This is a genomic window from Pseudomonas sp. MWU12-2037, from assembly GCF_023242345.1.
GTDB lineage: Bacteria > Pseudomonadota > Gammaproteobacteria > Pseudomonadales > Pseudomonadaceae > Aquipseudomonas > Aquipseudomonas gingeri_D.
The window spans coordinates 35,942-53,806 of the sequence record NZ_JALLIZ010000002.1 but is presented as its reverse complement, the minus strand read 5'-3'; the positions used below and the strand labels follow the sequence as shown (position 1 = coordinate 53,806).

General features: G+C 61.7%; 18 protein-coding genes. 9 read left to right on the top strand and 9 right to left on the bottom strand.

What is annotated here, in order from left to right; genetic code table 11:
* Nucleotides 1-201 precede the first annotated feature (201 nt).
* Nucleotides 202-1,062 (top strand): carboxylate/amino acid/amine transporter, encoded by an 861-nt coding sequence (locus tag M5B42_RS03345; RefSeq protein ID WP_177100029.1) that lies wholly within the window; start codon nt 202-204, stop codon nt 1,060-1,062.
* On the opposite strand, the gene M5B42_RS03340 is transcribed toward M5B42_RS03345, so the two are convergent.
* The gene (locus tag M5B42_RS03340) at nt 1,059-2,357 is read right to left on the bottom strand and encodes a mechanosensitive ion channel family protein (protein ID WP_177100031.1); all 1,299 of its coding nucleotides are present in this window, start codon (nt 2,355-2,357) and stop codon (nt 1,059-1,061) included. The genes M5B42_RS03345 and M5B42_RS03340 overlap by 4 nt on opposite strands.
* Before the next feature lie 193 nt (nt 2,358-2,550).
* Here M5B42_RS03340 and M5B42_RS03335 point away from each other — a divergent pair, with 193 nt between their 5' ends.
* The 5 genes from M5B42_RS03335 (at nt 2,551) to M5B42_RS03315 (ending at nt 8,477) form a co-directional block, all read left to right on the top strand.
* Nucleotides 2,551-3,897: a DEAD/DEAH box helicase gene (locus M5B42_RS03335; RefSeq protein WP_177100033.1), complete on the top strand. Its 1,347-nt coding sequence runs from the start codon at nt 2,551-2,553 to the stop codon at nt 3,895-3,897.
* 250 nt (nt 3,898-4,147) lie between these two features.
* Nucleotides 4,148-5,275: a merozoite surface protein 3b gene (locus M5B42_RS03330; protein ID WP_248745041.1), complete on the top strand. Its 1,128-nt coding sequence runs from the start codon at nt 4,148-4,150 to the stop codon at nt 5,273-5,275.
* A 1-nt stretch (nt 5,276) separates the two neighbouring features.
* Nucleotides 5,277-6,524, top strand: a complete 1,248-nt coding sequence (locus M5B42_RS32165) for a DUF6384 family protein (RefSeq protein ID WP_248745040.1) — start codon at nt 5,277-5,279, stop codon at nt 6,522-6,524.
* A complete protein-coding gene (locus M5B42_RS03320) occupies nt 6,524-7,888 on the top strand; it encodes a hypothetical protein (RefSeq protein WP_177100039.1) in 1,365 nt (454 codons plus the stop codon). Before M5B42_RS32165 ends, M5B42_RS03320 begins: the two co-directional genes overlap by 1 nt.
* 196 nt (nt 7,889-8,084) lie before the next feature.
* Nucleotides 8,085-8,477: a transcriptional regulator gene (locus tag M5B42_RS03315; RefSeq protein ID WP_177100042.1), complete on the top strand. Its 393-nt coding sequence runs from the start codon at nt 8,085-8,087 to the stop codon at nt 8,475-8,477.
* Nucleotides 8,478-8,506: 29 nt separating this feature from the next.
* Here M5B42_RS03315 and M5B42_RS03310 read toward each other — a convergent pair whose 3' ends face one another.
* Together M5B42_RS03310 and M5B42_RS03305 are read right to left on the bottom strand one after the other, a co-directional pair.
* Nucleotides 8,507-9,376, bottom strand: coding sequence for a DUF6279 family lipoprotein (locus M5B42_RS03310; protein WP_248745039.1), 870 nt, complete (start codon nt 9,374-9,376; stop codon nt 8,507-8,509).
* Nucleotides 9,377-9,596: 220 nt separating this feature from the next.
* A complete protein-coding gene (locus tag M5B42_RS03305) occupies nt 9,597-9,785 on the bottom strand; it encodes a hypothetical protein (protein ID WP_176987101.1) in 189 nt (62 codons plus the stop codon).
* 347 nt (nt 9,786-10,132) lie between these two features.
* On the opposite strand from M5B42_RS03305, the gene M5B42_RS03300 reads away from it, so the two are divergent.
* Complete coding sequence (locus M5B42_RS03300; protein ID WP_100938929.1) at nt 10,133-10,969, top strand: S1-like domain-containing RNA-binding protein; 837 nt, start codon at nt 10,133-10,135, stop codon at nt 10,967-10,969.
* Between the two features lie 137 nt (nt 10,970-11,106).
* Here M5B42_RS03300 and M5B42_RS03295 read toward each other — a convergent pair whose 3' ends face one another.
* Nucleotides 11,107-12,285, bottom strand: coding sequence for an MFS transporter (locus tag M5B42_RS03295; protein ID WP_248745038.1), 1,179 nt, complete (start codon nt 12,283-12,285; stop codon nt 11,107-11,109).
* Nucleotides 12,286-12,388: 103 nt separating this feature from the next.
* Here M5B42_RS03295 and M5B42_RS03290 point away from each other — a divergent pair, with 103 nt between their 5' ends.
* A complete protein-coding gene (locus M5B42_RS03290; protein WP_103496482.1) occupies nt 12,389-13,291 on the top strand; it encodes a LysR family transcriptional regulator in 903 nt (300 codons plus the stop codon).
* Nucleotides 13,292-13,417: 126 nt separating this feature from the next.
* Entirely contained in the window at nt 13,418-13,543 is a 126-nt protein-coding gene (locus tag M5B42_RS32085; RefSeq protein ID WP_017903325.1) for a PA1414 family protein, read from the top strand.
* A 57-nt stretch (nt 13,544-13,600) separates the two neighbouring features.
* On the opposite strand, the gene M5B42_RS03285 is transcribed toward M5B42_RS32085, so the two are convergent.
* The 5 genes from M5B42_RS03285 to M5B42_RS03265 all read right to left on the bottom strand — a co-directional run bounded on the left by M5B42_RS03285 (nt 13,601) and on the right by M5B42_RS03265 (nt 17,859).
* On the bottom strand, nt 13,601-13,852 hold the full coding sequence (locus M5B42_RS03285; protein WP_152738354.1) for an acyl carrier protein: 252 nt from the start codon (nt 13,850-13,852) through the stop codon (nt 13,601-13,603).
* Nucleotides 13,849-14,163, bottom strand: a complete 315-nt coding sequence (locus M5B42_RS03280; RefSeq protein ID WP_248745037.1) for an acyl carrier protein — start codon at nt 14,161-14,163, stop codon at nt 13,849-13,851. Before M5B42_RS03280 ends, M5B42_RS03285 begins: the two co-directional genes overlap by 4 nt.
* Before the next feature lie 260 nt (nt 14,164-14,423).
* Nucleotides 14,424-15,803 (bottom strand): sodium:solute symporter, encoded by a 1,380-nt coding sequence (locus tag M5B42_RS03275; protein ID WP_248745036.1) that lies wholly within the window; start codon nt 15,801-15,803, stop codon nt 14,424-14,426.
* An 82-nt stretch (nt 15,804-15,885) separates the two neighbouring features.
* On the bottom strand, nt 15,886-17,394 hold the full coding sequence (locus M5B42_RS03270; RefSeq protein ID WP_248745035.1) for a cytosine permease: 1,509 nt from the start codon (nt 17,392-17,394) through the stop codon (nt 15,886-15,888).
* A 54-nt stretch (nt 17,395-17,448) separates the two neighbouring features.
* The gene (locus M5B42_RS03265) at nt 17,449-17,859 is read right to left on the bottom strand and encodes a nuclear transport factor 2 family protein (protein ID WP_248745034.1); all 411 of its coding nucleotides are present in this window, start codon (nt 17,857-17,859) and stop codon (nt 17,449-17,451) included.
* Nucleotides 17,860-17,865: the final 6 nt, after the last annotated feature.

Sequence of the window (17,865 nt, the reverse complement as noted above, 5' to 3'; positions counted from 1 at the left end):
AGTAACCCCTTCAAGTTGTACGCGCAGAACCTCCCTTTGCACTGGTTGCTCCCTGAGTGCATGCAACCCGATCCGGCCGCCCAGCCCGATCGGGTTTTTTTTCGCCTCGGATTCCTTGCGCGGCAGAAAGTCGCTAAGGTCGCGGCCATTCGATGGCAGGCCCGTTCATTTTGTGGGATGGGCGGCAATATGTGAGGGCTTATGGGTTATCTACTTTTCGTCACGCTGCTCCAGGCGTTTTCCTTCAGCCTGATCGGTGAATACCTGGCCGGTCATGTCGACAGCTACTTTGCCGTGCTGGTGCGGGTGCTGCTGGCCGGGCTGGTGTTCATTCCCTTGACCCGCTGGCGCCAGGTGGAGCCGGCGTTCATGCGCGGCATGCTGCTGATCGGCGCCTTGCAGTTCGGCGTCACCTACGTCTGCCTGTACCTGAGCTTCCGGGTGCTGACGGTGCCGGAGGTGCTGCTGTTCACCATCCTTACACCGTTGCACGTGACCCTGATCGAAGATGCCTTGAACCGACGCTTCAATCCCTGGGCCTTGCTCGCGGCACTGGTGGCGGTGGCCGGTGCGGCGGTGATCCGCTACGACCGGATCAATCCGGATTTCTTCATGGGCTTCCTACTGCTGCAATTGGCCAACTTCACCTATGCCGCCGGACAGGTGCTCTACAAGCACCTGGTGGCGCGTCATCCCAGCGACCTGCCGCATTACCGGCGTTTCGGCTATTTCTACCTGGGCGCGCTGGCGGTGGCATTGCCGGCGTTCCTGTTGTTCGGCAAGGCCCACTACCTGCCCGAGGGGCCGCTGCAATGGGGCGTGCTGGTGTTCCTCGGACTGGTCAGCACGGCGCTGGGGATGTATTGGTGGAACAAGGGCGCGTGCCTGGTCAATGGCGCCACGCTGGCGGTGATGAACAACCTGCATGTGCCGGTGGGGCTGCTGATCAACCTGTTGATCTGGAACCAGCATGAACCCTTGGGGCGATTGTTCTTCGGCGGCCTGGTGATTCTTGCGGCAGTCTGGATCAGCCGCCTGGGCGCGCGTCCGCTCAAAGCCTAGAGCGCGTGCTCCTGCGGCTCGGGAATATGGCTGGCGCCCAATAGCGCCGGCAACATCCCGGCCCGCAGGTCGTTGCCGCTCGGCTGCTGGTACAGGCTCAGGCCGAACTCCGGCAGCACCGCCAGCAGGTAATCGAAAATATCCCCCTGGATACGTTCGTAGTCGGCCCAGGCGGTGGTGGAGGTGAAGCAGTAGATCTCCAGCGGCACACCCTGGGCCGTGGCCTGCATCTGGCGGACCATGCAGGTCATGTCCGGCTGTACTTCCGGATGACTCTTCAGATACGCCAGGGCGTAGGCGCGAAAGGTCCCCAGGTTGGTCATGCGTCGACGGTTCGCCGCCATCGCCGCGACATTGCCCTGGGCTTCGTTCCAGGCCTTGAGCTCGGCCTGCTTGCGAGCGATATAGTCGGTGAGCAGGCGCACCCGGCTCAGCCGCTGTTCTTCGTCATCGTGGAGGAAACGCACGGCGCCGGCGTCGATGAACAGGCTGCGCTTGATCCGCCGGCCACCGGATTGCTGCATACCGCGCCAGTTGCGGAACGACTCGGACATCAGCCGCCAGGTCGGGATCGAGACGATGGTCTTGTCGAAATTCTGCACCTTGACCGTGTGCAGGGTGATGTCCACCACATCGCCGTCGGCGCCGACCTGGGGCATCTCGATCCAGTCGCCGACCCGCAGCATGTCGTTGCTGGTCAACTGCACGCTGGCAACGAAGGACAGCAGGGTGTCCTTGTAGACCAACAGGATCACCGCCGACATGGCGCCCAGGCCCGAGAGCAGCAACAGCGGCGAACGGTCGATCAGCGTGGCGATGATCACAATGGCGCCGAACACGAACAGCACCATCTTCGCCAACTGCACATAACCCTTGATCGAGCGCGTGCGCGCATGTTCGGTGCGTGCGTAGATATCCAGCAGGGCATTGAGCAGGGCGCTCATGGCCAGTACCTGGAACAGGAAGGTAAAGGCCAGCGCGACATTGCCGAAGAAGATCAGGCCGTTCTTGCTCAGTTCCGGTACCAGGTGCAGGCCGAACTGGATCACCAGCGAGGGTGTGGTCTGCGCCAGGCGATGAAAGACCTTGTTCTGCAGCAGGTCATTGACCCAGTGCAGCGCCGGCTGGCGCCCGAGCAGACGGGCGGTATGCAGGATCACATAACGCGCCACCCGGCCGAGCACCAGCGCCACGATCAGCAACAAGGCCAGGCCCAGCCCGGTTTGCAGCAGGGGATGTTGATCGAGGGCGCTGAAAAAGTCCTGGGCGCGCAGCCAGAGCTGTTTGATATCCATGGGGGATGACGAATCTTCTGAAGGAAATAACTGGGGGATTAGAGCATTTAACACTTCAAAGATGACTGTTACAGACAAATCCACTCACAAAAACAGAGCTGTTTGTCGCGCTTTTCACAAAGAAACTCGGCCTCGGCGCTCGAAACCGTTACCCTATGCCGCTGATATTTTGTATTTCTTCGAGGTAGCACCCGTGTTTTCCGAATTCGCCCTGCACGAACGCCTGCTCAAAGCCGTGGCCGAGCTTAAATTTGTCGAGCCTACGCCCGTGCAGGCCGCGGCCATTCCACTGGCGTTGCAGGGGCGTGACCTGCGGGTGACGGCGCAAACGGGTAGTGGCAAGACCGCCGCGTTCGTCCTGCCGATCCTCAATCGCCTGATCGGCCCGGCCAAGGTTCGCGTCAGCATCAAGACCCTGATCCTGCTGCCGACCCGTGAGCTGGCCCAGCAGACCATCAAGGAAGTCGAGCGTTTCTCCCAGTTCACTTTCATCAAGTCCGGCCTGATCACCGGTGGTGAAGACTTCAAGGTCCAGGCCGCCATGCTGCGCAAGGTGCCGGATATCCTGATCGGCACCCCGGGGCGGATGATCGAGCAACTGAACGCCGGCAACCTGGACTTGAAAGAAGTCGAAGTGCTGGTGCTCGACGAAGCCGACCGCATGCTCGACATGGGTTTTGCCGAAGACGTGCAGCGCCTGGTGGACGAATGCACCAACCGCCAGCAGACCATGCTGTTTTCCGCCACCACCGGCGGTTCCGGCCTGCGCGACATGATCGCCAAGGTCCTGAACAACCCTGAGCACCTGCAGCTCAATGCGGTCAGCCAGCTGAACGACACCACGCGCCAGCAGATCATCACCGCCGACCACAACCAGCATAAAGAGCAGATCCTCAACTGGTTGCTGGCCAACGAGACCTATCAGAAAGCCATTGTCTTCACCAATACCCGGGCCATGGCCGACCGTATCTACGGCCGCCTGGTGGCCCAGGAATACAAGGCTTTCGTCCTGCACGGCGAGAAGGACCAGAAGGACCGCAAGCTGGCCATCGACCGCCTGAAGCAGGGCGGGGTGAAGATCCTCGTGGCCACAGACGTCGCCGCTCGCGGCCTGGACGTGGACGGCCTGGACATGGTGATCAACTTCGATATGCCGCGCAGCGGCGACGAATACGTGCACCGTATCGGTCGGACCGGGCGTGCCGGTAACGACGGCCTGGCGATCTCGCTGATCTGCCATGGCGACTGGAACCTGATGTCGAGCATCGAGCGCTACCTCAAGCAGAGCTTCGAGCGCCGCACCATCAAGGAAGTCAAGGGCACCTATGGCGGGCCGAAGAAGGTCAAGGCTTCGGGCAAGGCTGTCGGCGTGAAGAAGAAAAAGACCGACGCCAAGGGCGACAAGAAGAAGTCGGCCGCCAAGGCACCGACCAAACGCAAGATCGCCAACCGGCCGAAGACCGATGCCCTGTCGTTGGTCAGCAAGGACGGCATGGCGCCGCTCAAGCGCCGCAAGCCGGAAGCCCCGGCTGCCGAATAACCCGCTATCGGTTGCGTGAAAACGCAGTGAAGCGGTTGCTCTCCCACCAATGCCCCGACTTGTCGGGGCATTGGCGTTTTTGTGGGGCGATGCTTGCGCAGCTGCCCTTCAAATAGTGAAGGGCGGTAGTGGCACTTTGCTAAAAAACGGCAGTCAGATGGGAACTTCAATAACGACGCTCTGGTATTATTTCGCGTTCACGTTGGCAGGATGATGGAGCCCTGGAAGGCTCCGTATAGGGAATATGCTCATGAACTACCTCGAACGCTCCATGTCTGCCTTGCGCTCCATCGGCATCACTTTCCCGGACCAGAATGCTCCCGTGCTGGCACTGCTGGACCAGGTATCGGTGTATGACGCCACCCGCGTCACCGCCATCGCTGCCACGCTGCAACAGTCCACGGTGTTCAATGCCGTGGTCCGCGACAAGTTGCAGAGCATGGACGTCAGCACCCGTTATGCCGATATCGCCGCCAGCTTCGATTCGATCCAGGCCGATGCCCGGCAGATGATGGAATGGATGGCCGACGGCAAGCTGCAATTCTCCGAGCGCATCCAACTGGGCTGGATGAATATGCGCCGCGGTTCGATCCCGGATCGCTTCGAGAGCATTCGCAAGAACTACCTGGATGTGGCGAAGTCGGCCAATGAGCAGATCCAGCTGGAAAGCCTGATTCTCGAAGCCTATCAGGACTATCGCCTGGCGATGAAAACGGCCGAGATAGATGCCTGCGAAGTGCAGAAAATCGCCCAGGCGAAGATGGATAGCGGGCGCCAGGGCCTGACCGAGGCCGGCGCGGCCCTGGAGGGTGCCGAGCTGGAAGCGACCGAACGGGCCAAGCTCGAACTGGCACGGGATGTCGCCTTGCGCGACCTGCAGGACGAGGACAAACGTTACCAGATCATCACCGATATCGCCGATCAGTTGAAGACCGCCTACAACGCGGCCGAGCTGGTGTTTGCGCGCCTGAGCCAGTACCACAGCGTGAAAGAGCGGCTGTACCAGCGTGCCGTGAGCTTTTTCGCCACCAACGAAATCGTCCTGACCGGCCTGGCAGCGGGCTTTACTTCGTCCGGCGGGCTGGCCGAAGTGACCAACACCCTGAATGCGATGAACCAGGGGATCAACTCCAGCCTGGAGATCCAGGCCAAGGTCGGCGGCGAGCAGCTGAATGCGGCGTTGAAGGCCGGCTACGGCTCGACCCTGAAGGCCAGCTCGGTCAAGGCCCTGGCCGATGCCGTGGTGGACTTCCAGGCCAGCAGCCTGAGTCTGATCCAGGAACTGCGCAAGGAGTCCTCGGCGGCGGCGGCGGAAATCGAGTCGATCACCGAGGACAGCAAGCGTCGCTTCAGCGCGCTCCTGCAAAAGGGGATCTGAAGTGAGCAACGTTGTCTCCCTCACCGAGCAGATGGGGGCCATGGCGCTGATCGACGAGATGCGTTTCAGCCAGGCCGAACTGCAGAAACAGCTGGACCTGCCCAAGCATCGCCTGCGGGTGGCCGAGCAGATCCGTGAGTTTTACCGGGCCAAGGGCATCGAGGTGGAGGATGCCCTGGTCGAAGAGGGCGTTCGCAACTTCTTCGCCAACCGCCTGACGTATCAGGCTCCGGCAACTTTCGGCTCGATGACCCGGCTGCTGGCACGGGTCTATATCACTCGTGGACGCTGGCTGCTGCCTACGGTAGGTGTCCTGGGAGTTGGGTTGTGGGTGCTGTTGGTTGCGCCGTCGGTCTCGGAGTTTTCTGCTCAGGCGTCGCTGAGCGCAGCACAGGGTCGAGTGGATGAGGCTAGGGCGCTGGTTGCAAGCCATGCCGGGCAGCGTGAGCAGTTGGAAAAGCGTGTCTCCACGCTGAAGGCCGATGGGCTTGTGGCGAATTTGCCGGCGGCGCGGCAGGTATTTGAACAGACCGGGTCGGTGCTGGAGACCGCGCGTGCAGCAGAACGGATCACGCTGCCGGTGCACGTCACGGAACAGAGTTACAAAGAGGACTCCAAGCTGGCCGCCTCGGCGGTCAAGAGCCTGAAGAAGGACAGTGCCGACATGAAGGCACTGGCGACTCAGCTGGATGCGCTGAGCGCGCAAACGGACACGATCAGGCCCTGGTTGACGAAGTTGCAGGATGCGCAGGAACAAGTGCGCAAGATGGGCTTGAGCAACGCCGATGCCGGGCAGTTCCAACCGCTGTTTGCCAAGGTCGATCAGGCCGTCAAGGTCATGGATGCGACGGCCGCCGAACAGGGATTGAAGGAGGTTGAGCAACTGCGGGCGATAGCGGCGACACCCTTGACCCTGGAAGTGGTCAGCCGTACCGGCGAGAAGTCGATGGTTGAGCGCAATTTCGATCCGACCGGGGGCAAGTCCTGGTACCTGCTGGCCGAGGCGCTCGACGCCTCGGGCAATGTCGTCCCGTTGCCCATCACCAGTGTCGAGACCGGGGAGCGGCGTTATGCCTCGATCTTTGGCGTGCGGGTCAATCAGGCCACCTACCAGGCGGCCAAGAATGACAAGCAGGCGGATGGCCTTGTCGATGATCGCCTGATGGGGAAAAAGGCGGCCAACTCGCTGTCCTTTGCGTTCGTCAAAGGACCGGTCAAAACCAAACCTGATTACATCCTGGAGTGGTAATGAACGCGAGCCGCATAGAAGCTTCCATCCGCGACAACTCCCGGAACCTGGAGGCACAGCTGCGCCAACTGCAGCTCGAGTTGTCCGCTGCCCACGATCAGGAGTTGCGCCTGCAGCAGGGGCTCGGCAACGCCTTTCCGCATATCGCCAATTATCAGCTGTCCGGCGGTGCCCCGCTGTCTGTCGAGGTTCAGCGCTTGCTCGACCAGCGCGAGCAGGCGGAGGCCGCTTTGCGTCAGGAGCTGGCGCAGGTGGAGGAGGGCATTGCCGGGCAGTTGCAGGTGATCTCGGGCTTGGCCGAGGCGCTTGAGACCCAGGTGGCGGACCTTGATCAGCAAGTCGAGCAGGACCTCCGGGCCCAGCAGCAGGCCGCCTTGATCAGCGAGGCCGACGAGCAGTCCTACAAGGAACTGCGCGATGAATGTCGGCTCAAGCTCCAGGCATTCCAGGCCGACCCGCTTTATGTCTATCTGCGCGACCGCGGATTCGGTACCGAGGGTTATGTCGGTCGGTTTGTCTGGCGCGGGCTGGACCGTTGGGTGGCGCGACTGTGCAATTTCACCCAGAACAGTGCCGCCGAGCGCACGCTGCTGGCCATGCAGCGGGCCAATGAAGCAGTTGGCAAGGAGCGTCAGGCAAATCGGGCGGCCCAGGAGGCCGAGCGCGCGCGGCTGCATCAACGTGCCCTGTCCGCCAGCGATCTGCCGGTCTTGCAAGAGCGTCAGCGGCAAGCGCAGCAGGCGCTGGAAGCGGGCAAGGCGCAGGCCAATGCGCTCCATCAGCGCCTGGCGCCCTACGTCAGCAAGCGTGACGAGGGTTTCGCCAAGGCCTCCGAGCTGTTGTCCCGGCAACTGGCCGAGATGAATGACCTGACCCTGGAGCAACTGGCCGGACAGACCCAGGGTGCGCAGGATGACGAGCTGGTGCGCAGGGTACGTGATCTGCGCGCTGAGCTGGAGGTGTTGCGGTTGCGCGTGCCTTCTCTGGAGCGGCAGTGCCGGGACGCCGAGGCCAGCTATGAGCTGGCCAAGCAACTGGAGCGTACGTTGCAGTCAGGGGGACTCATCAGTTCCCGCTACGACTATCAGAACGTGGATCTTGATGGCTTGCTCGTCGGGTTCATGCGGGGCGCCCTGTCGCTCTCCCAGGTGGTGAGTGAGGTGGACAATAACCGCGAGTTCATCAGGGTTGCTCCCAGCCCGAGCAGCAGTGCCCGTTCGAGCAGCAGTCGGAGCCGCGGTTCGCACAGCAGTTCGGGCAGCTTCTTTGGGGGCGGTTCGTCGGGCGGTTCCAGTTCCGCTAGCTCGTCCGGTTCTTCCAGCTCAGGGAGTGGCGGCGGGTTCTCCACCAGCGACAGTCTCTAGATCGAAAGGTCTGACGGAACAAGGACGGGGCAGCACAGGCTGCCCCGTGTCGTTTCTCCCGGGCTCGATCGGCCAGGCGTCGGGCGGTTTCCGCCCAATGGTCATCCGTGGGTGCAAACCGGCTGAACCGTCATGGCCGACACTACTCTATCCTTATGCAGGGCTTCTCACTCTCACACGTGAAGGGTTAATCAGGATGACGACTTACAACTGGGAACTGATCGAACGTTTGCTCCATGAGGTGCAGAACAGCGCCGGTCATAGCTTCGCCCCCCGGGCCTACGCCGAGGAGCACGCCACGGCCCAGGCCGCGCAGGGACAGGCGACGGGCAATCTCGATGACCTGAAGGCGCTGGCGGCCGATTACGAACGGCTGCTGCTCAAGCACGACTATATCGAGAGCCGCCCGGAGGACGAGGGCGGTAATGGCGAGAACTTTATCCTTACGCCGCGTGGCTCTGCCCTGTTGAGCCTGCTTGACAGCAGCATTCCCGGCAACGATCACCCTTTGCAGGTACTCGACGAGCAGGTTGATGCGCTGGACCCGGCCACCTTCGATCAGTTGGCCGCCAAGGTGCAGATCGCCTGAGCCCCGGGCCAACAGACGACGGCTTTTGCTCAACCGCCCTGAGCGGTTTTCAGGCATTTGAGCTGCGAGAAGTCCTGGCGCATTTCGTCGATCTTCTTCAGTAGCCGCGTCCGTTGGTCGGCGTTGCTCTCGGCCATCAGCGCCACCAGCAGGCTGCGGGTGGCCTGCTCCGCACGCTCGTGAGCCTGGCGGTACTCGGTGGTCCACAGGCTGTCCTGATCTTGCAGCAACTGTTCGATCCGTTGCGGGAAGTCCGCGCGCTGACGCTGTTCGACCGCCTCGCTCAACTGCATCTGCCAGTTCATCCGGTTGGCCACCCATAGCCGGTTCTGTTCGCCGAGGCTGGTGGACCAGGCGGTGATGCGCTGTTGCTGGCTCAGGCTCAATGGTCCCAGCCAGCCCTTGAGGCGCTTGCTCATGCGCTCGGCGCGGTCGCGGATCTGTTCGTCGACGGGCGGGGTCACGTACTCCGCTCGATGTTCACGCTGATCCTTGGCAAAGGCCTGGCGCATTTCGCTCACCTGCTGATCGCTCAGGCCACGCAGCAACTCGACCGCCGAGGGCGTGACGGTGCGCGTGACCTGGGCAATCGCCTGGCGGGCCTCGGCGGTGCGGGCCTGCACGTTGGCATCGGTGACCTGACGGGTTTCGACCATCTGCTGCACGCGCTCGAGCCAGTCCAGGTAGTCCGGCAGTTGCGTGGTGCAATGCCAGTGCAGGTGCTCCTTGAGGCGTTCGCGGAACCAGTCTTTCTGCCCGCGGTTCATGTCCACGTAGTCGCCGAGGGTCCAGGGAATGATCACATCGAGGTTGCGATAGGCCAGGCCTGCCCGCGAGCAGGCGCCGATGGCCACGCTCAGGAGCAGCAACCAGAAGAGGGAGGTCAGCCGGTACGACATGGATGAATCCTGATGGGGACATCTCTCCATGGAACGCTTCTGCGGCCAGTGGTTCAACCGCTCAATGGTTTCCATCGATGACCATGGCGGCTGATACGGGCGCAAGGGGACTTGTGCACGGGTGATCGGCGCGGTATCTGCAATGGGGGCGGGAGTGTTGCTTCAGCCCTGCGCCTTGAGGTTCAAAGCGCAGAGTGGCTTGGGTGTTGCGCGGGGGGAATTACTTTTTGCCGAGGGTGATCTGTTTCGACGGGCCGAAAGTCTGGCCGCTGACGCCTTTGGCAATTTGCTGGATCTCGCCGCCGGATTTCAGGAAAGCCGCAATTTGCTCGTTGATCGAATCGCTGGTTTCAACGGCTGGAGCGGGCTTTGCTTTGCTGTTCGATGCTTTTACGCGCATGGCGGCCATTAACCTGTGTAGATATTAACTGGATCGATCATTCTACCTGAAAGGCTTGACAATTGCTTGATAAATATCCAGGGCAAAGGTAGTGGGGTATTCGCCAAGACGTGGTGGGGGCCTTGTTATTATTGGCTAAGCTACTGTTTTGACTCGTAACCCGGCCTCGATATTTTCCACCCAAGGGTGGATTTTCAAGGGGGAGTGCAGCCAGCGTTCTGACGAACGGGCCTGTTTCTGTCGGCAACCCCTTGAAAATCAAGCCTTGCAGCGGGCTTTTCAGCCGGGGGCAAGCGCTGTGAAACAGCGTCGTCAAACTCGGGTAGAATGCCAGCCACGCAATGAGGGTATTGGAAATGGCTTTAGTCGGGCGTTATAACAGCTTGCAAGTGGTTAAACACACTAATTTCGGTTTGTATCTGGACGGCGGCGCGGACGGCGAGATTCTTCTGCCCAACCGTTATATCCCCAAGGATATTCCCAGTGAAGATGAAGACTGGCTGAATGTTTTCATTTATCTGGACAGTGCTGACAAGTTGATTGCCACCACGGAAAAACCCAAAGTTCAGGTCGGTGAGTTCGCCAGTCTCAAAGTCAAGGAAGTTAACAGTATTGGTGTGTTCCTCGATTGGGGATTGCCCAAGGATCTGCTGTTGCCGTATTCCGAAGAGAAGCGCCAGTTGAGCGCCGGCGACTATTGCGTGGTGCATGTCTACCTCGACAAGCATACCCGTCGTATCACCGCCACGGCCCGCCTGGATCGCTACCTGGACAAGACTCCGGCCAGCTACACGCCCGGCCAGGAAGTCGACCTGCTGGTGGCCGAAGCCACCGACATGGGCTTCAAGGCGATCATCAACAACAAGCATTGGGGGCTGATTCACAAGAACGAAGTGTTCAAGTTCCTGCGGGCCGGCAAAGAGGAAAAGGGCTTTATCAAGGAGATCCGCGCCGACGGCAAGATCAGCCTGAGCCTGCAACCCGTCGGCGAAGAAGCTTCCGGTAGCCTGAACAGCAAGATCCTCGCCAAGTTGCGTGAAAACAACGGTGTGCTGGCGGTCAGCGACAAGAGCGATCCGACCGTGATCAGCGGTTTGTTCGGGGTCAGCAAAGGCAACTTCAAGAAAGCCATTGGTGCGCTCTACAAGCAAGGGCAGATTGTGATCCATGCCGATCGCATCGAATTGAGCTGAGTGTGGATGTTGCCCGGGCTGACGTCATCGCCGGCAAGCCAGCTCCAACAATAATCGCGTTTCAGCGTGATTCTGTAGGCGCCGGCTTGCTGGCGATGGACTGCGTAGCTGTCCTGCCTGTCGCAACCCTGCAAGGCTCAGCGTCGCACCAGGGCCACCCCGGGCGCTGCGGCCGCCACCGGCCGCAACACCACCAATCCCGCCAGTACCAGGCCGCTGCCCGCCACGATCAAGGCCGGTTGCAGGCCACCGCTGAAGTGGCTGCTCAAGGCCGCGAGCAACGGCCCGCAGAGCTGGCCGATGGCGAAACAGGCGGTCAGCCACCCGGCATTGCGATGGGTGGCGTGCGGCGCCAGTTCCCGCGAGCGCTGCATGACCAACTGCATGCAGGCCAGGAACGGCGTACCGCAGAGAATCACCCCCAGCACCAGCCCCAGGCCGCTCGACAACAGGCAGGCGAAGACCCCGGCGGCCTGCAGCCAGAGCGTCACCATCAACCAGCGACGGGTACTGTCGGGTTTGGTGCGCCGCAGGCTCACCAGCACCACGCCAAGGGCCGCGACCAAGCCGAAGCCGGGCCAGAACAGATCGGCCTGCCATTGCCCGTGGAAGCGCGCACTGGCCATCTGCGAAAGAAAGGTCGCCGGAATGATGTAGCCCAGGCCGTACAAGGCATAGACCAGGCCCAGATGACCGATGGATTGCTGTTCTGTGTCCACGATCACGGGGGCGGCCGTGGTTGTGGCCACGGGTGTGGCGCTCGGCAGCGGCAGGAAGGGCAGGATCAACAGCAACATCAGCAGGCCGACGCCAGCGTACACCAGCCACAGGGTCGACGAGTTCTCTCCCCGCAGGTTCGAGCCCAGCGCCAGCAAGCCGGTGAGCACGATGCCCAGGCCGGGGCCGGCAAACACCCAGGCACCCAGACGTGGGCGGCCGACGGCATGGGCCAGCGGCTGGCTCAGGCTGGTGATCATGACCACTACCCAGGCACTCGCCACCCCGGTGCCGAAGCGCAGCAGCCAGTGCGACCAGAACCCATGGGCCCAGTACGAGGCCAGGGTCAACAGCACGCATAACCACAGGCCGGCGAGCAGGCGCAGGCGGACATGGTGCGCGCGCCGGACGAACATGGCGTCCACCGCGCCCAGCAGGTAGCCCAGGTAATTGGCGGCGGCGATCAGGCCGCCGGCGGTCAGGTCGATCTGGCCTTCGCTGATCAGGTGCGGCAGTTGCGGGGTCAGGGCAAAGCGGCCCACCCCCATGGCCATCATCAGGGCGATAAAGCAGGCGGTTAAACGAATCAGAGGTGACATGGCGTCATTTCCCGACAGAGGACTATGACCGTCAGGCTAGGATCGATTGACTTTCTTTAAAAATGAATAATAGTGAGTAACTTGTTCAGTTTTGGAGAGGGTCATGGAGTTCAGCCAATTGCGGATCTTCCACGCGGTCGCCGAGGAGGGTTCCATCACCCGCGCCGCCGAGCGCCTGCACCGGGTGCCGTCGAACCTGTCCACGCGCATCAGGCAGCTCGAGGAGCAATTGGGGGTCGAACTGTTCCTGCGTGAACGCCAGCGCCTGCAATTGTCTCCGGCCGGCAAGGTCCTGCTCGATTACTCGAACCGGCTGTTTTCGCTGCATGACGAGGCCCAGGCTGCCGTGCGTGGCGGGCAACCGGCGGGGGACTTCGTACTGGGCACCATGTACAGCACCGCGGCGATTTACCTGCCGTCGATGCTGGCGCGTTATCACCGCACCTATCCCGAAGTGAACCTGCAGGTGCAGTCCGCGCCCAGCGGCGAATTGCTCGAAGGGCTGGTCTCCGGGCGCCTGGATGCCGCCCTGGTGGATGGCCCGCTGCAGTTGGCGGGGCTCGACGGCCTTGCGTTCTGCGATGAAACCCTGGTGCTGATCGCACCGGCCGATCACCCGCCGGTGCGCAGTGCCCTGGAAGTACAGGGGCAGCCGGTTTTCACCTTTCGCCGCGGCTGTGCCTACCGCCTGCGCCTGGAGGCCTGGTTCGGCCACTATCACGCGGCCATGGGCCGGGCCATCGAGATCGAGTCCTATCCCGGAATGCTCGCCTGTGTCACCGCCGGCTCCGGCGTGGCGATGATGTCCGAGTCGATGCTGGCCAGCCTGCCCGGGCGGGAAAGCGTGTCGGTGCATCGGCTGGTCGAGCCTTTTGCCAGCGCCACCACCTGGCTGATGTGGCGCAAAGGCATGGTCGGCGCCAACCTGGCGGCCTGGATCGAGTTGCAGAAAAGCGCCTTGCTGCCCCTGGCGGACAGTGCCGAAGGGCTCCGTGCGTCGGCTTGAAGCGTTTTGCCATGATTTAAATCAAAGATCCTGCTGCAAGGGACAGCATTGCGTAGGACTTAGGGCTATGATCTGTGTGAAGCGGCTACAGAATCCCGTCGCTCGCATTACCCTGAAGGGGGCTATATGAAAGACAAACTGCAAACCTGGCTCCATGACCTCGGTGTTGCCCTGGGTCTGATCGAACCGCCACTGCAGCCGGTACCTATTCGTACCGACGATGATCGCCGTCGCCGCCAGCCGCGTCGCTAAGCGCCCACGGGTCGGCAACAGGGTTCAGCGCTGTTCGCCGTGCCGTGTTGGCGAAGTTCAATGCCTGGCGATTTTCTCCAGGAAACGACTCAAGTCGTTGACCGTGACCGCTTCCTTGAGCAAGCGGTCTTCCTCTTCGGTAAACGCCGTCAGATCAAACTCATCTTCAAGATGGAACATCAGGTCTTCAATGTCCTGGGTGTCGAATCCCAATCCCTGCAAGCTCTGATCGTCAGCGAACGCCTGGTGGTCGTCGAGCCGTTGGCTGACGAAATCATGCACGCTCTTGCGAATATCGGCTCTTTTCATGCGCCCGGTCTCCCTGTCTGCCTTTGCGGAAAGGGCGGCGGGATTGTGCCTGGGGGAGGGAATCCGGTGGGTTCGGCGGGCCGGGTTTTTTCATAGATAAATCGACTGAGATCGCCAAGGGTGGTGATGCCTATCAGGTCGCGGTTCAGATCCAGCCGCACATCGAACAGGCACTCAAGGTTGTGGAACAACTCGACGAGATCAAGGGAACAGGTGTTGTCCGTGGCCTTTGACGGATCTTGCGACCATTTCAGCGACAGTTGTTCTTCAATGGAATGGCAGATTTGCTGATGAATCTCGAGTCTGTTCATAAGAGCCTCGAAGAAGGGTTTCTTATTGTTCGACCCTTTCCTGGGGCATTGCGATAGTGGCCAAACTACGACACCCGCGATCCTTGTACCTTCCGGTTAATCAAAAAGGTAGTCGCTATAGGCCAGTACAGCACAAGTTTTGCGCGGGACCTGACCGTTCATCTCCCTGAGCGTGCGCAGGGCGGTCAATGGGGGGAAGGCGGCAGGCAAAAAAAACGGGTGCGACAACCGACGTCGCACCCGCTGAAGTAACCGCGGTATCAGATGGCGCTGGCGACGCTGGCCGGGCGCGGAGACAGCAGGCTGACCACGACGAAGCTGATCAGGCCGATGGCCAGGCTGTAGTAGATCGGGGTATTGGCGTCCAGGCCGTCCTTGATCATGAACACCAGGGCAGTGATGAAGCCCAGGGCCATGCTGGTAATGGCGCCGCTGGTGGTGGCGGGCTTCCAGAAGATTGCGCCGATCAGCGGAATCAGCATGCCGCCCACCAGCAGGTTGTAGGCCAGGGTCAGGGCGCTGATCACGTCGCTGACCACCAGGGCGATGCCCAGCACGACGATCCCGGTCAGGCAGGTGAACAGGCGATTGATCCCCAGGCTCGATTGCTTGCCGCCACGCAGTTTCGGCAGCAGGTCTTCGGTCAGCACGGTGGAGGCGGCCAGCAGGCCGGCACTGGCGGTGGACATCATGGCCGCCAGGGCCGCGGCGATCACCAGGCCACGAATGCCATCGGGCAGCGACTGTTTGACGATGGCGGCAAAGGCGTTGTTGACGTTGGCCAGGTCGGGAATCAGCACATGGGCGGCCATGCCGATCAGGGCACAGGCCAGGCCGTAGGCGATACAGTAGACCCCGGCGACGCTGCCGGCATACTTCGCGACTTTCTCGTCCTTGGCGGTGAACACCCGTTGCCAGATGTCCTGGCCGATCAGGATGCCGAAGAAGTAGATCAGGAAGTAGGTGATGATGGTGTCCCAGCCGATGGTGGTGAAGCTGAAGTTGCTCGCCGGCAGCTTGCTCACCAGTTGGTCCCAGCCGCCGACGCGGTAGAGGCAGATCGGCAACAGGATGAACATCAGGCCCACGGTCTTGATGACGAACTGGACGATATCGGTCAGCGTCAGCGACCACATGCCGCCGATGGTCGAGTAGACCACCACCACGCCGCCGCCCAGCAGTACCGAGAGCCAGAACGGCAGGTTGAACAGCACTTGCAGCACGGTGCCGATGGCGAGGATCGAGGTCACGCCGATCATCAGCGCGTAGGCCAGCATGATCACCGCGCTGGCCTGACGGGCCATGGGGTTGTAGCGCTTCTCCAGGACCTGGGTCACGGTGAAGATCTTCAGTTTAAGCAGCGGTTTGGCGAGGAACAGGTTCAGCGCGATGATGCCGAAACCCAGGGCCGCGCAGAGCCAGAAGCCGGAAATGCCGTGGACATAGCCCAGGCGCACGGTGCCGACGGTGGAGGCACCACCGAGCACCGTGGCGGCCATGGTGCCCATATACAGCGTCGGGCCCAGGTTGCGTCCGGCCACCAGGTAGTCTTCGTGGGTCTTGGCCTTGCGCATGCCGTAGTAACCGAGCACGAGCATGCCGGCGGCATAAATGAGTACAACCAATAAATCCAAAGCCATGACGGCGTGTCTCCGATTATCTTTTTTATGGTCGAGCAAAGTTCAAGGCACATGCTGTGGCGAGGGGCTCGCCACGGCAGTATCAGGCCGCCTGGCGCATCCCAGGCTTCAATGTTTTGCCATCCCGGCTGCGCGCATCCTGCGGTCCATAAACCTCTGCCGTCTCCGGGAACAGGCTGAGCAGCGCCAGGTACATCAGCGACGCCAGCCCGAGGGTGATCGGCAGGCTGATGTCGATGCCGTCGGCCAGGTTGCCCAGCGGGCCGACGAACTGCCCCGGCAGGTTGACGAAGCACAGGCCCACCAGCGCGCTGGGGATCCAGGCGCCCAGGCCGCGCCAGTTCCAGCCGTGGCTGAACCAGTAGCGCCCGCCGGTTTCGCCACGGGTGAAGACTTGCAGGTCATCCGGGCAGTAGTAACCACGACGTACCAGCAGGCCGATGATCATGATCACCATCCACGGGGTGGTGCAGGTGATGATCAGCACGGCGAAGGTCGACACGCTCTGCACCAGGTTCGCCGCGAAGCGTCCGATGAAGATAAAGGCAATCGACAGCACGCCGATCAGCAGGGTCGCCTTGACCCGCGACAGCAGCCGTGGGAACACGCTGGACATGTCCAGCCCGGTGCCATACAGCGAGGTGGTGCCGGTGGACATGCCGCCGATCACCGCGATCAGGCACACCGGCAGGAAGAACCAGGTCGGCGAGACGGCCAGCAGGCCGCCGACATAGTTGTTCGCGGTGATGTAGTCCGGTGCCTTGATCGCCACGATGGTCGCGGTGGCCAGGCCAAACAGGAAGGGGATCAAGGTGGCGATCTGCGCGGCGATCACCGCCAGCATGATCCGGACTTTCGAGGTTTCGCGGGGGATATAACGCGACCAGTCGCCGAGAAACGCCCCGAAGGAAATCGGGTTGCTCATGGCCACCAGCGCGGCGCCGATAAAGGCCGCCCAGAAACCGGCCTGACCCATCGCCACGGTTCCGGCGAAGTGACTGTCGAAGGCCGGTGCAAAGGCAAAGATCCCCAGCAGGAACAACAGGCTTGCGGCCCATACGGCGATGCGGTTGACCCACAGCATGAAGCGGAAGCCGTAGATGCACACCGTCAGCACCAGGATCGCGAACAGGCCGTAGGCCAGGCCCAGGGTCAGGTCGGTTTCCGGCATGTCGACCAGCCGCTTGGCGCCGCCGATCAGGGCATCCCCCGAGCTCCACACCGAGAGCGAGAAGAACGCAATGGCGGTCAACAGCGACAGGAACGAGCCGACGATCCGTCCGTGGACACCGAAGTGTGCCCCGGAGGACACGGCGTTGTTGGTGCCATTGATCGGACCGAACAGGCCCATGGGCGCGAGGATCAGCGCGCCTAGCACCACGCCCAGGACGATCGCCCAGACACCGGCCTGGAAGGACAGGCCGAAGAGCACCGGGAAACTGCCGAGCACGGCGGTGGCAAAGGTATTCGCACCGCCGAAGATCAGGCGAAACAGGTCGCCGGGTCGGGCATCGCGTTCGTGGTCGGGGATCTGTTCGACCCCGTTGGTTTCAATGCTGCCAAGGCTTTTTTCATTGTTGTTTTTATTCATGATCGCTCCGATCACTGCGGTGCCCTCGTCTTCCGCGAGGGCTACCGGGGTTGGCTAAGGGGAGGGCATTCCCTGGGGGTTCGCTGACAAATGCTCGTGGCAGGCCAGCCATGGGCCTGATTCTCGTTGTTTGCGAAACACAATGGTTTCGCGCTCCTGGCTGAAGAGAAGCTCCCCTTGCATGCGCAGCTCGGTGGCCACGTCATGGATGAAAATCGCCACATCGCCCTGCAGGCTGACGAAAGCGTTGCTCGAGGTGCACGAAATCACCTCGAAGCCGTCCTCCGCCCGCCAGTTGTCCCACAGCGCCTGATAGGCATCGCGTGACAGCAAGGGCTGTTCGAGGGTGTAGAAAACGAAGCTGGCATCGGCGCTGAAGGCGCCGAAGTAGGTTTCGCGATCATTGGCGGCGAAGGCGGCCACCAGCTCGGCGGCGGCCTCGAGTACCTGGTCACGGTCGTTCATGGCGAC

Excerpts from the sequence above, each read along its gene's own strand:
- M5B42_RS03345 (WP_177100029.1), top strand. The coding sequence starts at position 202 with ATGGGTTATCTACTTTTCGTCACGCTGCTCCAGGCGTTTTCCTTCAGC.
- M5B42_RS03340 (WP_177100031.1), bottom strand. The coding sequence starts at position 2,357 with ATGGATATCAAACAGCTCTGGCTGCGCGCCCAGGACTTTTTCAGCGCC.
- M5B42_RS03330 (WP_248745041.1), top strand. The coding sequence starts at position 4,148 with ATGAACTACCTCGAACGCTCCATGTCTGCCTTGCGCTCCATCGGCATC.
- M5B42_RS03320 (WP_177100039.1), top strand. The coding sequence starts at position 6,524 with ATGAACGCGAGCCGCATAGAAGCTTCCATCCGCGACAACTCCCGGAAC.
- M5B42_RS03315 (WP_177100042.1), top strand. The coding sequence starts at position 8,085 with ATGACGACTTACAACTGGGAACTGATCGAACGTTTGCTCCATGAGGTG.
- M5B42_RS03310 (WP_248745039.1), bottom strand. The coding sequence starts at position 9,376 with ATGTCGTACCGGCTGACCTCCCTCTTCTGGTTGCTGCTCCTGAGCGTG.
- M5B42_RS03305 (WP_176987101.1), bottom strand. The coding sequence starts at position 9,785 with ATGGCCGCCATGCGCGTAAAAGCATCGAACAGCAAAGCAAAGCCCGCT.
- M5B42_RS03300 (WP_100938929.1), top strand. The coding sequence starts at position 10,133 with ATGGCTTTAGTCGGGCGTTATAACAGCTTGCAAGTGGTTAAACACACT.
- M5B42_RS03295 (WP_248745038.1), bottom strand. The coding sequence starts at position 12,285 with ATGTCACCTCTGATTCGTTTAACCGCCTGCTTTATCGCCCTGATGATG.
- M5B42_RS03290 (WP_103496482.1), top strand. The coding sequence starts at position 12,389 with ATGGAGTTCAGCCAATTGCGGATCTTCCACGCGGTCGCCGAGGAGGGT.
- M5B42_RS32085 (WP_017903325.1), top strand. The coding sequence starts at position 13,418 with ATGAAAGACAAACTGCAAACCTGGCTCCATGACCTCGGTGTTGCCCTG.
- M5B42_RS03285 (WP_152738354.1), bottom strand. The coding sequence starts at position 13,852 with ATGAAAAGAGCCGATATTCGCAAGAGCGTGCATGATTTCGTCAGCCAA.
- M5B42_RS03280 (WP_248745037.1), bottom strand. The coding sequence starts at position 14,163 with ATGAACAGACTCGAGATTCATCAGCAAATCTGCCATTCCATTGAAGAA.
- M5B42_RS03275 (WP_248745036.1), bottom strand. The coding sequence starts at position 15,803 with ATGGCTTTGGATTTATTGGTTGTACTCATTTATGCCGCCGGCATGCTC.
- M5B42_RS03270 (WP_248745035.1), bottom strand. The coding sequence starts at position 17,394 with ATGAATAAAAACAACAATGAAAAAAGCCTTGGCAGCATTGAAACCAAC.
- M5B42_RS03265 (WP_248745034.1), bottom strand. The coding sequence starts at position 17,859 with ATGAACGACCGTGACCAGGTACTCGAGGCCGCCGCCGAGCTGGTGGCC.